Source organism: Lelliottia sp. RD5 (genome assembly GCF_056032945.1).
This window is the reverse complement of the sequence record NZ_JBVYHQ010000004.1, coordinates 1-14,385: the sequence shown is the minus strand read 5'-3', so window position 1 is coordinate 14,385 and position 14,385 is coordinate 1. Positions and strand designations below refer to the sequence as shown.

The following is a 14,385-nucleotide window of genomic DNA, read 5'->3' as shown; positions in this document are numbered from 1 at the left end:
TGATTATCTGAGGATTATTTTTTACAAAGCAGTTACAAAAAATCATGTTTGTAAATGAGTTGGCACATTAAAATGCACAAAAAAGGTGCAGAAGGCGCACTGAAATCGCACAATTGTTAATTAATTGCACCATTAATATTAACTTTCGGTTAACAAAAAAGTGAAGAGGGATAAGAGACGAACTGGGGCTGAAATGAAGAAACAACAAAAGTTGTTGTCCGTACCTCTTAAGAGGCCTCCAGAAAAGTTCATAGTGAATTGCTTCCGGGATGGCGTAACAAAAGCATCGTAAGCAATGGATTACCATGCTCGAACAAAATATATTTCCTTTATTAGAGCTTGCGCACCAAGATAAAATTGTTCCGGAAACATCGCTGATGTATTTCGCCCTTTCTGGATGACAATTCCTGAGACAGCCGGACGGGTTAAGTGACGAATCCGTACTGCAATTTCGGCGATATTTTTGTCAGCAGCCGCAAAGCCATCTTCCATGTAATACACAAAGAGGGCTACGGGTTTAGGGAATAAGTGAACACTTTCGGCAAAGCCGAGTGTCAGGACAGCGTTTTCATTTTTCACGCAGCCAGCTTCCCAGTGCGTTAAGGAGCGGTTTTGTTTTCAGCTGACGTTTCGCAAGTAGCTACTCTGTTAGCATTCTCCTTATCTCACCCTCGCAAGCGTACAACTGACCTATACACACCCAGGCCTTCTGCTGAAGCATCCGATGGCGTGCGTAAATACACGTCATTGATTTTGGGACGGACATGAAACCAGCAGGCCAGCGCGAAGTGGAATTTGGGGATAATAAATCGCTCAAGGACAAAGTAAGCGGCCAGGCAGGGCCGGAGAGTTATTCAAACTCCCCCCGAATAGTTCTTTTTTAACACGATAAAAGTGTCGTGCTTTAGTATTATAACCATATTTTATACAATGATGAAGCTCAGCGCTCTCTTGCGGATTGGTATTATGCAGAATGAGTAACACTTTACAGTTTGTCGGATAACTAAAGAATGCGCGGCTTTACCGGTCTGTCTTATCGCTTATACCGGTGGTCCTATTTCCTGGAAGGTTCAAAGGATAATGTGCATAATTTTTCCTTCAGGTGCCGTAAAAAGAGAATGCTTTGTCCTAGAGCTCAATAATATTTTCACCAACAGGCAGTCATACTTTGGTATTTTTTAAGGCAAGTCAATACAACAACAGAATGTCTTGAATAAGTACGAGCATTATTTTTATAAACACGCTCTTCAATGCTGTGTATTTCATACTGATTGCGTATATTTTGAATACGTCTCGCACTTGAATACAGGCTGTCGCGACGAATGAAATTCACATCGCGGTGACCTAATAGTTCAATTAGACAATAACAATTGCATGTGTATATTTATGATATCAAGATTATTTTATCTATTAAGATGCAAAATACATATTATTATAAGACCACTTTGCGCCATAAGCACCAAAGCTATTCTCGACTTGATAAATAATTAAAGAATACAAATTACAAATTCATATACTAAATTGAGGTTAATAATTTCATCTGTAATGATGTTGACACTTGTTATTATTTCAATTTTATTCAAACACCATTGATAAAGTAACAATGAAAACTTAAACTCATTGGCAAAGCTTAACGTTGCTACAGTTGCATCCGAGCGTGTGAAAAACATACAATTGCTCGCGGTCAAATTTTTTAGTGCGTCTTGTCTTATGGCAGGGTCTCTAAAACGCAAGTGGCGTCCTCTTTATCTTTCTCAGGCATCGTTTATGAACTCAAGTTTCACTGTCTTACCAAAAATCTGTGTTGTGATTCCTGCATATAAGGTGAAAGAGCAAATATTGTCAGTTATCAATAAGATAGAGCCTTACGTTGAACGGATATTTGTTATTGATGATTGTTGCCCGGAGCATACGGGCGACTGGGTGAAGGCACAATGTAGTGATGGCCGTGTTGAGGTGATTACCCATCAGAAGAATCAAGGCGTGGGAGGTGCACTTATAACAGGGTACATGGCCGCACTACAGCAAGATATGGATATTGCCGTAAAAGTGGATGGTGATGGGCAGATGGATCCTGAGTTGATCGCTGCATTTGTGACACCAATCCTTGCTGGCGAAGCAGATTATACTAAAGGTAATCGCTTTTTTGATCTTGATAGTTTAATAGAAATGCCTAAGATAAGACTTTTTGGCAATGCAGTATTGTCTTTTATGAATAAAATGTCTTCAGGGTATTGGGATATTTTTGATCCGACGAATGGATATACCGCAATACACACTGAACTATTAAGGCACTTACCACTTGAAAAAATCAGCCGCCGATATTTTTTTGAATCAGATATGTTATTTAGATTGAATACATTGCGTGCTGTCGTCGTCGATATACCGATGCAATCAAAATATGGAACTGAAATAAGTAATTTAAAAATCAATCATGTACTTGGTGAATTCTTATATAAAAACTCACGAAATATGTTTAAGCGTATATTTTACAATTATTATTTAAGAGGGTTATCAATTGCCTCTATTGAGTTACCTCTGGGAATGCTCATGCTTATTTTTGGTGTCGCGTTTGGGTTTGAAGAATGGGGAGAATCTGTAACCCAGAATCTTACCGCCTCAGCGGGAACTGTCATGCTCGCAGGCTTGCCTGTTATTTTGGGCGTGCAATTTATTCTGGCTTTTTTAAATTACGATATAAGTTCAGTTCCTAAAAAAGCGTTCCATCTTTCTAAGGTGAGAAACAATCAGATCCGTAAAATTATGGGAGAGAAAAATGCAAGATGAAGACAAAGCCTGGCTTGAATGGCGTAATAATTTTCACGCTTTGTATGACAATGCAAACTATTCCAGTTCGCTTCAGGCGAAAGTTATGCATGCCAGTCACCGGCTATTGGAACGCCCATTTTCGCAAGCTAACTATTTCCCTAAAGTACTTGAAATTGGTGCAGGCACTGGTGAACACACGCAATTTCTGCGACATAATTTTGATCATTATGTAATTAGCGATCAAGATGCAAAGACACTTGAAGTAGCCAAAAATAAAATTAACACTTCGCTCAAAGACAAGTTTATTTTCGAAGTCCAAACTGGCGAATCAATTAACCATCCTGACAATAGCTTTGACCGAGTGATTGCAGCACATGTATTGGAACATATATATCAACCACATCTCGCGCTCAAAGAGTGGCGGAGGGTGATAAAAGATGGCGGGGTTTTATCCATTTTATTGCCAACAGATCCCGGTGTAGCATGGCGTATTGGACGTATGCTCGGCCCACGTAAACACGCCTATGCTGCTGGGATTGCATATGATTATATTATGGCACGAGAGCATGTCAATTCGTGTATTAACCTCATTGCTATTCTTAAGCATTATTTCCCTGAATGCAAAGAAGCATGGTGGCCAGTCCCCCTTCCTTCAGTGGATTTGAATTTGTTTTACGCATTTCATGCAACGGTAAGGAAATAACTATATGGCAAGTTATATTGTTGCATTACTATGTGTGTTCGGACTGGCTGTCGGCCAGATTCTGTTTAAATTAAGTGCAAATTTATTCACTACTTCAGGTACGCTGCTGTCTTTAAAGCCGATGAGTGCGTTATTTTCTGCCATTGTATTATATGGCGTTACGTCTCTAGCCTGGGTATGGGTTCTACAGCGTACTCAATTGGGAAAAGTCTATCCATTGATGGCGCTTGCATTTGTATTTGTGCCGTTAGCAAGCTATTTTCTCTTTGGCGAAAGATTTAATATTACTTATTGCATCGGTGTGATAATGATTCTTATAGGTGTTATTTTAACGTCATTAGCATAATTAGACGAGATTGTAGAGTGATAGATATTATGGCACTGAATAGAGATACTTTTCACAAAGTAATGCCGATAGTTTTTATTTTTGTAGTTTCTTGGTACTTTTTCGCTCCAGGATACATGTCTTCAGATTCTTTTTTACAATATGGCAGTGCGATGGCTGGAGAATATCCAGATAATCATCCAGCAATAATGTCTTATCTGTGGCATTATTTGATGTATATTATCCCAGGCCCTCAATCATTACTTTTTTTTCATCTGATGCTATTAGCGTTGGGGATTTATTTTTGGCAAGACAATATTAACAGCAAGTTTTCAAGCTATATTTTAGTGCTGCTTTTCATAATGCCATGGGTGATAAATTTCGTGGGTGTGTTATGGAAGGATATAGGTATGGCATTTTCACTTCTTCTTGGCACGTCTTTATTGCTGAATTCACGAGGAAATAGGAAGATTGCCCTACTGTCAATTCCATTTATATTATATGCCTTTGCAGTACGTTACAACGCAATTTTGGGAATTGTGCCAGTTGTCTTTATGGGAATATATTATTTATTTCCACGCACATCTTACTTACGCTGCGGAATGATAACATGCGTCATTGTTGTTATTTCTTTCTTTTGCATTAAATTTTTCACATATCATATTATCCATGCAGAAAAGAAACATTATGAAATCTTGTTAATGGGGGATGATATTGCAAGAATTTCATTGGATACTAATCAAGAAATCCTCTTGAACGTTAAAAAAGAAGATTTGCAGAAATGTTCATCGTATCCAATTCTTTATGAAAGAGCATTGTGCTTCATTGATAAAGGTTATGATAAAAATGGTATTTTAGTTGTAGGTATGCCTGTAGAAGATGTTCACAAATTATGGTTAACTACAGTTATTGAGCACCCATTAACCTATGTAAACATTAAAATTACGGCATTTCTTTATTTTTTACGCAGTCCATTTATGGAACCTGTTACAACTTGGCTGCCAGGTATTAATAAAAACATCTACCATCTCGTTGTCGAAAGACCAGAATTAGTAAATAAACTAGAGACATATGTTTTAGGATCACAAGATACTATTTTGAGTGAGTTTTTTAAACCGTATCTGTGGTTACTAATTTCTTTAACATTGATTCCTGCGTCTTTACTTGTTAATAGCCGAACAGCCAGATTGCAAATTGCCGCTCTTAACTTATCGTCTTTAGGATATTTTGCTAGTTTATTTCTCTCTGTACCTTCCGTAGATTTTCGGTATTGTTATTGGTGTATTATTGCGGCCACTGTCTCGATTGCCATTTTTACAGTGGAACTAGTTTCACAGAAAAAGAATCTGGTCAGCAGACACCACAACCAACATATTATATAATATAACAAAAAAATTAATGGCACTCATCTAAAATCAACAACACCTTTAAAGGTAATGAACTGAATACTAAATCGTAAGTTGTAATATAAATATTTTGAAAAAGTATCGAAGGGGACTAAAAGTTTCCTTCGACGCTCACCTCGTCGAGATAAACTCCCATTTATAGCAATAAACATTACCGATAATCCAACTTCACCAAGGCAATAATCACCTTTAACATCATGCATTTCATTCTAACTGAAGTAGGACTGAGTTTTGATATTTAAATAGACCTCAAGCAGTGCCTTATTCTTTTCGAATACAATATTAATGCCAAAATCCTTTTTTATCTTTACCAAGATCTCCATGGGGTTAAATTTATATCATGTCAAATATGATTAATAGATACCTGGCACTTGTTTTGTATTTGTGGCTAGGTGGTAGATATCCTGTCTGGCCCAAAATCTTTTACTATTTTACTGGCACCATCGGTAAGCCACGGCCGTTCATCATTGCGATGATGTATTGCCAAATCTAATGCTTGAATAACTCTTGCACCGGCGTGCTTCAGGCGAAGTGCTTGCTTTCTGACTTTGCCATCTTCGACTGGCAATCTTCCAGCCAACATTACTCACCCCATACCGTAAGTGACGGCAGGGTAATATCATCGCTGGAGCGATGGACTCAGCAGCCTGATTACCCGCCCCTGAACAGGTACATAAGGCTGGCACAGAGTGACCCGCGTACCATCAATTACGCATAAATATCAGATCTTATCCGGCTGATGCTTTTTAAAAAGTAAAAAGACAGAAATGGTACATATCTAAGCCGATATTTTTTAACCGATCATTCCGAAGTAATTTGCTCCATCAGCATTAACGCATTGTTGCCGAACGTGATGCCGTACTGATGAAGATTGAAGCAAATCCAGAAGCTCACCGATATCTCGACGCTGACCCACATCATAAACTGCAAAAGCGCCTTGGGCTGGACTATAAGCAGAATTTTCGCTTTAGCTGCTGGCTGATGGAGAAATCAGAAACGGCGATGAAAACTATACCCGCAATCTCGATCGTGGGATCTGCCGAGATTTAATGCAAAAGCCTGGAATGCTCAGTCTGATGGATACTGCTACTCGCGACCACTGGTTCAACCGTCTGGAAAAGGACGATATTCCTGAGGCCAGGGAAGCGAATATTCTCAGCCCCTTTGAGCAACTGCATCTGAATAACAACAAGGTGTTTTAGCGGGGGGGGGGGGGCTAATTTCCGCCTTCAAAGGTCTGAGGCACGGCAACAAAAGTAACAACCTAACAGATCTTCGTAAATGAGCTGGCAAAACACAACCAATGGGGATTTGGGCTTAACTGGGGATGCCAGAGTAAGAGTAAACGTTTTGCAGACCTGGATGGTCAGCCTATTCCTAACAATTGCACCGATATAACTCGTCTTTTAGGCGACGATATCGATGATAATAAGCACTGTAATTGTTACGAGGATGAGATGTTTGCAAGCAAATATTCTAAGAAGTGAACTGCTCATACAACACTTAAACGACTGGTACTCGTGGGTAAACTAAATAACATCATCGCCCGACATCATCACGGAAGCTGGTAGCAGGGCGAAGCCAATATCAGATGGCAATCCGTTCGATGTATCCACATGCCCGACAGTGTGAGTCGGAGGATAAGACCATACTGGATGACATATCAAAAAACATAAATAGTAAAAAGGCCATGCTGATTAACAGCATGGCCTTAAATAGTGGCGGAACGGACGGGACTCGAACCCGCGACCCCCTGCGTGACAGGCAGGTATTCTAACCGACTGAACTACCGCTCCGCATTGTTCCCTTGGGAACGAGGCGAATATTACGGTTTGCCTTCGATCCCGTCAACGCTTTTTCTCAACATTTGAATCAGTTGCTGCAAAAATCGCCCGTGCGGGGAGTTTACACGCGTTAAACCGGATTTATGTCCGCCAGAGGCAGCTTCCGCCTTTCTTCTGGACGATATCGAGACGCGACTCATGTGCTGCCAGCTCTTCTTCACTGGCTAAAATAACGCGCAGTCGGCTGTCTTGTCGTACAACGCGTTGAATTCCGCCATTGGCCTGCTGCTGAGAATCGCTTTCAGTGCTGAAAGCCATCGACGTCTGGCCGCCGGTCATGAGCAAGTAGACGTCAGCCAGAATCTGGGCATCGAGCAATGCGCCGTGCAGCGTTCGTTTGCTGTTGTCTATTTCATAACGCGAGCAGAGCGCATCAAGGCTATTACGTTTGCCCGGAAACATTTTTCTCGCCAGCGCCAGGCTGTCGGTCACCTTGCAGAAGGTGTTTGTTTTCGGAATGTTACGGTTTAGCTTGCTGAATTCATAATCCATAAAGCCGATATCGAACGAGGCGTTATGGATAACAAGTTCTGCCCCATTGATGTACTCGATAAACTCATCCGCTACGTCCGCAAACGTGGGTTTGTCTAACAAGAATTCATCGGCAATACCGTGAACGCCAAACGCTTCTGGATCTACCAGCCGATCGGGCTTGAGATAAACATGGAAATTTCTGCCAGTCAGACGACGGTTAATCACCTCAACGGCACCGATCTCAATGATCTTATGCCCTTCGTAGTGCGCGCCAATCTGATTCATACCGGTGGTTTCAGTATCGAGAACGATCTGTCGTGTAATTGCAGTGCTCATATCAGTCATTTATGTCAGACTCGTCGTTTTACTGATCGTTTCAAATACAGGAAGTCTACCAGAGATGACTAAGCAGGTAGAAATTTTCACCGATGGATCTTGCCTCGGCAATCCGGGCCCTGGCGGCTACGGTGCTATTTTGCGTTATCGCGGACACGAAAAAACCTTTAATGAAGGTTATCACCTGACCACCAATAATCGCATGGAGCTGATGGCGGCCATCGTCGCGCTGGAAGCGTTAAAAGAAGATTGCGATGTGGTCATCAGCACCGACAGCCAATACGTTCGTCAGGGAATTACGCAGTGGATTCATAACTGGAAAAAGCGCGGGTGGAAAACTGCAGATAAAAAACCGGTCAAAAATGTGGATCTCTGGAAACGTCTGGATGCGGCATTAAGCCATCACACCATTAAATGGGAATGGGTAAAAGGCCACGCGGGGCACCCCGAAAACGAACGTTGCGACGAGCTTGCGCGCGCGGCAGCGATGAATCCCATTCACGAAGACGTGGGTTATCAGTCGGGTTCCTGATTACGGTTTGCGAAACTGTCGCGTCGCGCCCACGGCCTGGCGAATCCGGGATTTCGCTTTGCTCTGTTTCATCGGATTAAGCGTAAGGGGAATGGTCCGCTTACGCGCGACAATAAGCTGCATGCAGCCCAGCGCCGGAAAGTGCGTTGTCAGCATTTTCCCTCCCTGCTGCGTCCAGGGTAACACCTGAAAACCGCTATAATGCATCACTTCAAAATTCAGTAACGAGAGCCAGTCAAGCTGTCGCGTGAACGTAAACATCCGGCTGTTGTAGGGTGCTTTTCGACGTAAGACGGGGACCAGTTTGCGTAGTCCCATCAGGCTCATCGGGTTAAAACCACTCAATATTAGCCAACCATCATCAATTAATACGCGGTCGGCCTCTCGCAAAAGACGATGCGGATCGCTACACCACGGCAGGGTATTTGCCAGCAGGCAGGCATCAACGGATTTTTCAGCAAACGGTAAATGCAGCGGATCGGCCTTTACCTGAATGGGTTGCCCGGCGAGCGACACATTCACCTGATGGGAGATAGCGCAGCTTTCGGTATTGATTTCCGCGCTGAGATTGCCAATCTTGAGAAGGTGAAAGCCGTACATTTTTGCGAGCCAGGGTTTGAGCTGACGCTCAAGCGCGTCGCGAAAATATTCACCCTTAGGCAATTCCGCCCAATGTTCTGGTGCAGAGACAATCTGAGGTATCCTTGCCGGCTTCATCAAAACACTCGCTAGGTTATGAGAGGTAATTTATGAATCTTATCAGTATTCCCGCATTTCAGGACAACTACATCTGGGTTTTAGCGGACGATAAGGATCGCTGCATCATTGTCGATCCTGGTGAAGCGGCTCCAGTCATGAAAGCGATAGAAGAAAATGGCTGGCAGCCTGAGGCCATTTTACTGACTCATCATCATAACGATCATGTTGGCGGCGTTCCTGCCCTGCGCGAAAAATTCCCTCATCTTGAGGTATACGGACCGAAGGAGACGCAAAATAAGGGAACCACACGCATAGTCGAAGAGGGGCAAAACGTCCTCATACTGGAGTGGGAATTTTCTGTATTTGCTACACCGGGTCACACTTCAGGACACATTTGTTTCTACAGTTTCCCTTATCTTTTTTGTGGAGACACGATGTTTTCTGGCGGTTGTGGACGGCTTTTCGAAGGGACGCCGGAGCAAATGTATCAGTCTTTCCAAAAGATTAACGCACTCCCTGAAGAAACCATCATTTGTTGCGCTCATGAGTATACATTAGCAAACATGAAGTTTGCGCTGAGCATCCTTCCTGAGGATCCTGCGATTCAAGATTATTACCACAAAGTGAAGGAGTTACGGGCAAAAAAACTAAATACACTCCCCGTAATTCTCAAAAATGAGCGGCAAATAAATTTATTTTTAAGAACTGATGATATTGATTTAATTAATAAAATTAACCAAGAAACAAAATTGCAACAACCTGAACAACGTTTTGCATGGTTACGGTCAAAGAAAGATAACTTCTGACAATTGCGGGTTGCCTTTTCAAAATTTCGCCGTTATTATCGCTCGTCTTTTAAGCAACTATTGACACACACATGAAGGCAAAAGCGATATTACTCGCCTCTGTCCTGCTTGCTGGGTGCCAGTCTTCTCAGAATACTGGTAACGTTCAGCAGCACGCACAGAGCCTTTCTGCAGCTGGTCAAGGGGAAGCAGGGAAGTTTACAAGTCAGGCGCGATGGATGGACGATGGGACATCATTTGCGCAGGATCAGGACTTGTGGGCCTCTATTAGCGACGAGCTGAAGATGGGAATTCCGGAAAACAACCGGATTCGCGATCAGAAACAGAAGTATTTGAGAAATAAGAGCTATCTCCACGATGTAACTTTACGGGCAGAGCCGTATATGTACTGGATAGCAGGGCAAGTTAAGAAACGTAACATGCCTATGGAACTGGTACTACTACCCATAGTGGAGAGCGCTTTTGACCCGCACGCGACGTCTGGCGCCAATGCCGCAGGCATTTGGCAGATCATTCCGAGCACTGGGCGCAATTATGGATTGAAACAGACCCGCAGCTACGATGCGCGTCGTGATGTTGTCGCTTCAACGACTGCCGCTCTCGACATGATGCAGCGTCTGAATAAGATGTTTGACGGTGACTGGTTGTTAACTGTCGCCGCGTATAACAGCGGTGAAGGGCGTGTACTGAAAGCAATGAAAGCAAACAAATCTCGGGGTAAACCCACCGATTTTTGGTCTCTCTCACTGCCTCAGGAAACCAAGCTTTACGTACCGAAAATGCTGGCATTGAGCGACATACTCAAAAACAGCAAACGTTATGGCGTACAGTTGCCAACGACAGACGAAAGTCGTGCGCTGGCTCGTGTTCGCCTCAGTAGCCCGGTTGATATGAAACAGGTTGCTGACATGACGGGAATGTCGGTAAGCAAGCTGAAGACCTTCAATGCAGGAGTTAAAGGTTCTACGCTGGGGGCAAGTGGTCCACAGTATGTGATGGTTCCGCAGAAGCATGCTGAACAGTTGCGAGAGTCTTTGGCTTCGGGTGAAATTGCAGCGGTTCAGTCTACGCTGATTGCTGACGTTTCCTCTGTGACGAGTCGTAGCTACAAGGTTCGCTCTGGCGATACGCTTTCAGGGATCGCATCACGTCTCGGCGTGAGTGCAAAAGATCTGCAGCAGTGGAATAATCTGCGCGGTTCAAATCTGAAAATCGGCCAGAATCTGACGGTTGGTGCAGGCAGCAGTGCACAACGTCTCGCCCGCAACAGCGATAGCATTACCTATCGTGTACGCAAAGGCGATTCGCTGTCCAGTATCGCGAAGACTCACGGCGTGAACATCAAAGATGTGATGCGCTGGAACGATGATACCGGCAATCTGCAACCAGGCGATCAGTTGACGCTGTTTGTTAAAAACAGCACAACGCCAGATTCCTGATAGTACAATCCTTAATGAAAAGGCACCGATTCCCCCGGTGCCTTTTTTGTTTATCCCGCTTTTTGCGCTTCGGCCAGGATCGTATCGCTGGTAAACGAGCCATCCTCCTGCACCTCAAAGTACGCTCTCACGTCCGCAGAAGCACTATCCTGATACAACCTAATCGCATGGCTTAACGCCTCAGGTGTGCGCATACGCGCAATCCAGGAGGTGAACTCAAGGGGCAAGCGGTCGGTGATGAACGATCGTGAAATTAATCCAGCATCTGTCATCATTGAAAACCATTCGCCGCTGGAATAGTTGCGTACGTGCGAGGTGTCACGCAAGGCTTCAACAGTCTGGAGCCAAACGTCACGTACCGGGTGTCCCGGGGACATAATATCCATGATGATAAAAATACCGCCAGGCTTCAGCACGCGTTTGATCTCGCGTAACGCCAGACCGACATCATGCCAGTGGTGAGCAGAATAACGGCTGATGACAATATCGAATGACTCATCGGCAAAAGGCAGCGATTCGGCATAGCCCTGCTGCGTCGTTATGTTATTCAGCTCTTTGTCTCTTGCCGCCTGGCTGACCACCTCAAGCATTTGGCTGGATAAGTCATATGCTGTCACGTTCGCAACCTGTTGCGCCGCAACAAAGCTGGCGTGCCCTGCCCCGCAACCTAAATCGAGAACATACGCCTGGGGAAATGCCGCCAGACGTTCGCCGAGGCGCAGCAGATCGTTGCCGGATGCGTGTACGGCGCTGGTCAGATAGGCATTTGCCTGCGAGCCAAACTGTTTTTCTACATTGTCATGATGGGATTGTGTTGTCATCGTACTGTCCTTTTTGATTGAAAAATAAAGGGCAGCACCTCCGTAGGCCTGCCCGACGGCAGACCTGACTCACCATTACTTATCAGGTTTGCCGGGACTGAATTCAACGAGTAGAGGATTGTGATCGGAGGCACGCGTGACCAACACGGAAGCTTCGTGCACGTTCAGGCCTCGATAGAAAACAAAATCAAGTGGACGACCAAACGCTTTACGGCGCTGATCATCGGTAAAGCGAACTTCGCGCAATGACATTTCACGCGCAAAGCGATAAAGGGCGTTCATCCGCGGTCGGCTCCAGGCATTGAAATCTCCCGCCATAATAATCGGTCCGCTGTGGTGCGCTATCTGATCGCCAATAGGAAGTAACTGTTTACTGTAAACATCCACGCCCAGACTAAAATTCACAGCATGAATATTTACGACCATCAGTAAACGGGTATCCGGCAAAGGATAGACCGTGACCAGCGCCGATTTAGCCAGACGTAAGATGGGCTCACGTTCACGCAGTGGACAACAATAGACAGGATGTGCAGCCGAGAGTGTCATGACGCCTGAGGGATGCTGAGGCAGGACAAATGCGGGAACCTGATCGGCGGCCAGATAGTTGGTTGTCGCAAACCGAACTAATTCAGGTGTAGTTTGCGCCTCTTGTAATAAGACCAGGTGCGCATCTTTCCCAAAATTCTTGAGGACTGATAACCATTCGGCACGCTGCTGCTTAAAAATGTTCCATACCAGTACACGGATTTTTTCATCGCTGCTTAATGGCGCACCAGCAGGTAACGCCTGACCAATGCTCGCAAAGGATCCCGGAGGCAAAATTCTCTCCGCAGGTTGTCCGGCGATATAGCGCATAGCATAGGTATTTTTTCGCACTTTTAGAAACGGCCTCTATTACATGAACCCGTCCGAAATACGTGCGGGTTCTACTGTTATAGGGATTTTAGCTCACACTTTCAACGCAATTACTGATAAACCTGTTTCTGATTTGTAAGCAAGCGCTTACTAGAGCTCATCTATACGGGACATTTACTGCTTAGTTTTAACAGGGATCTTCATTTGCACGTGACTCATTATCAGGGGTTGCAGTGAAGGATAAGGATCATGATGACATGGAGCGTACATGCGTGTATTACTATCAAAAATAGTCATAACGACAATGGAATTTTGCGGATGATGCAACAATGAAAGCAACGTCAGAAGAGCTGGTTATCTTTGTGGCGGTGGTAGAAAGCGGGAGTTTCAGTAGGGCTGCGGTGCAGCTGAGGCAGGCTAATTCGGCCATTAGTCGATCGGTAAAAAAACTGGAAATGAAACTTGGGGTGAGTTTATTAAATCGCACTACACGACAGCTGAGCCTAACGGAGGAAGGTGAGCGATATTTTCGTCGCGTTCAATCCATCTTGCAGGAGATGGCCGCCGCAGAAACAGAAATCATTGAAACCAGGAGCACACCTCGAGGACTACTAAGAATCGATGCCGCTACGCCTGTCGTCTTGCACTTTTTGCTGCCGCTGGTAAAACCTTTCCGTGAGCGCTACCCGGAAGTATCGCTGTCGCTAGTTTCGTCTGAGACGTTTATAAATTTGATTGAGCGTAAAGTAGATGTAGCGATTCGCGCCGGTACGCTGACTGACTCAAGCCTGCGTGCACGGCCTCTGTTTACTAGCTACCGAAAAATGATCGCCTCACCTAGCTATCTTGCCCGTTACGGGAATCCTACTAACGTGGACGACCTCAACCAGCATATATGTCTGGGCTTTACTGAGCCTGTATCGCTGAATACCTGGCCTATCGCCGGTAGCGACGGACAACTGCATGAGATTATCAGCGGTTTGTCCTCTAATAGCGGTGAGACCTTAAAACAGCTTTGCCTTAGCGGCAACGGTATTGCTTGTCTATCAGACTACATGATTAACAAAGAGTTAGAGAGGGGTGATCTTATTGAGATATTGGCAGACAAGCGCCTGCCGGTTGAGATGCCATTCAGTGCGGTATATTACAGTGACCGAGCGGTCAGTACCCGTATTCGGGCATTTATCGACTTTTTGAGTGAGCATGTAAAACAACTGCCACAGGAATGATAGGGATGTAGAGGTGGTTAATATTCCCACTCGGTACTGAACGTGCCGAGTAAACCTGGTTGCTGAGATTAACAACCGAGATTTTAATGATGAAAAACCTCAAACGACAGGCAATAAAAAAGCCCTGAGCGTTAGCTCAGGGCTTTA

Annotated in this window: 13 protein-coding genes, 1 tRNA gene and 1 pseudogene; 9 read left to right on the top strand and 6 right to left on the bottom strand. The window is 44.4% G+C overall.

Annotated elements, in window-relative coordinates; all coding sequences use genetic code 11:
• Positions 1-300: 300 nt before the first annotated feature.
• The gene (locus AC0LWE_RS14225) at positions 301-579 is read right to left on the bottom strand and encodes a hypothetical protein (protein ID WP_202667322.1); all 279 of its coding nucleotides are present in this window, start codon (positions 577-579) and stop codon (positions 301-303) included.
• A gap of 1,188 nt (positions 580-1,767) precedes the next feature.
• Here AC0LWE_RS14225 and AC0LWE_RS14220 point away from each other — a divergent pair.
• From AC0LWE_RS14220 to AC0LWE_RS14200, 5 genes and pseudogenes are all read left to right on the top strand, one after another.
• Positions 1,768-2,787, top strand: coding sequence for a glycosyltransferase family 2 protein (locus AC0LWE_RS14220; protein WP_202667323.1), 1,020 nt, complete (start codon positions 1,768-1,770; stop codon positions 2,785-2,787).
• On the top strand, positions 2,777-3,472 hold the full coding sequence (locus AC0LWE_RS14215) for a class I SAM-dependent methyltransferase (RefSeq protein ID WP_202667324.1): 696 nt from the start codon (positions 2,777-2,779) through the stop codon (positions 3,470-3,472). Before AC0LWE_RS14220 ends, AC0LWE_RS14215 begins: the two co-directional genes overlap by 11 nt.
• A gap of 4 nt (positions 3,473-3,476) precedes the next feature.
• Complete coding sequence (locus tag AC0LWE_RS14210; protein ID WP_202667325.1) at positions 3,477-3,818, top strand: EamA family transporter; 342 nt, start codon at positions 3,477-3,479, stop codon at positions 3,816-3,818.
• Positions 3,819-3,847: 29 nt separating this feature from the next.
• Complete coding sequence (locus AC0LWE_RS14205; protein WP_202667326.1) at positions 3,848-5,179, top strand: hypothetical protein; 1,332 nt, start codon at positions 3,848-3,850, stop codon at positions 5,177-5,179.
• An 838-nt stretch (positions 5,180-6,017) separates the two neighbouring features.
• Positions 6,018-6,774 (top strand): annotated as a pseudogene (locus AC0LWE_RS14200) (DUF4942 domain-containing protein).
• Positions 6,775-6,922: 148 nt separating this feature from the next.
• Here AC0LWE_RS14200 and AC0LWE_RS14195 read toward each other — a convergent pair.
• Positions 6,923-6,999 (bottom strand) — tRNA-Asp (locus AC0LWE_RS14195).
• 129 nt (positions 7,000-7,128) lie between these two features.
• Positions 7,129-7,857 carry a DNA polymerase III subunit epsilon gene (gene dnaQ, locus AC0LWE_RS14190; protein WP_072241748.1) on the bottom strand — a complete coding sequence of 243 codons (729 nt, stop codon included), beginning with the start codon at positions 7,855-7,857 and terminating at the stop codon, positions 7,129-7,131.
• Here dnaQ and rnhA point away from each other — a divergent pair.
• Positions 7,811-8,389: a ribonuclease HI gene (gene rnhA / locus AC0LWE_RS14185; RefSeq protein WP_164841565.1), complete on the top strand. Its 579-nt coding sequence runs from the start codon at positions 7,811-7,813 to the stop codon at positions 8,387-8,389. The two genes, dnaQ and rnhA, sit on opposite strands and share 47 nt — an antisense overlap.
• On the opposite strand, the gene AC0LWE_RS14180 is transcribed toward rnhA, so the two are convergent.
• The gene (locus AC0LWE_RS14180; protein ID WP_131489402.1) at positions 8,390-9,106 is read right to left on the bottom strand and encodes a class I SAM-dependent methyltransferase; all 717 of its coding nucleotides are present in this window, start codon (positions 9,104-9,106) and stop codon (positions 8,390-8,392) included. It lies immediately after the preceding gene.
• Positions 9,107-9,138: 32 nt separating this feature from the next.
• Here AC0LWE_RS14180 and gloB point away from each other — a divergent pair, with 32 nt between their 5' ends.
• Together gloB and mltD are read left to right on the top strand one after the other, a co-directional pair.
• Complete coding sequence (gene gloB / locus AC0LWE_RS14175; protein ID WP_202667327.1) at positions 9,139-9,894, top strand: hydroxyacylglutathione hydrolase; 756 nt, start codon at positions 9,139-9,141, stop codon at positions 9,892-9,894.
• Between the two features lie 71 nt (positions 9,895-9,965).
• Positions 9,966-11,333 (top strand): murein transglycosylase D, encoded by a 1,368-nt coding sequence (mltD, locus tag AC0LWE_RS14170; protein WP_131489400.1) that lies wholly within the window; start codon positions 9,966-9,968, stop codon positions 11,331-11,333.
• A 50-nt stretch (positions 11,334-11,383) separates the two neighbouring features.
• Here mltD and AC0LWE_RS14165 read toward each other — a convergent pair whose 3' ends face one another.
• On the bottom strand, positions 11,384-12,154 hold the full coding sequence (locus AC0LWE_RS14165; RefSeq protein WP_202694348.1) for a class I SAM-dependent methyltransferase: 771 nt from the start codon (positions 12,152-12,154) through the stop codon (positions 11,384-11,386).
• A 75-nt stretch (positions 12,155-12,229) separates the two neighbouring features.
• Complete coding sequence (locus AC0LWE_RS14160; RefSeq protein ID WP_012016150.1) at positions 12,230-13,030, bottom strand: endonuclease/exonuclease/phosphatase family protein; 801 nt, start codon at positions 13,028-13,030, stop codon at positions 12,230-12,232.
• A 308-nt stretch (positions 13,031-13,338) separates the two neighbouring features.
• On the opposite strand from AC0LWE_RS14160, the gene yafC reads away from it, so the two are divergent.
• On the top strand, positions 13,339-14,238 hold the full coding sequence (gene yafC / locus AC0LWE_RS14155; RefSeq protein WP_202665329.1) for a DNA-binding transcriptional regulator YafC: 900 nt from the start codon (positions 13,339-13,341) through the stop codon (positions 14,236-14,238).
• The last annotated feature ends 147 nt before the right edge of the window (positions 14,239-14,385 follow it).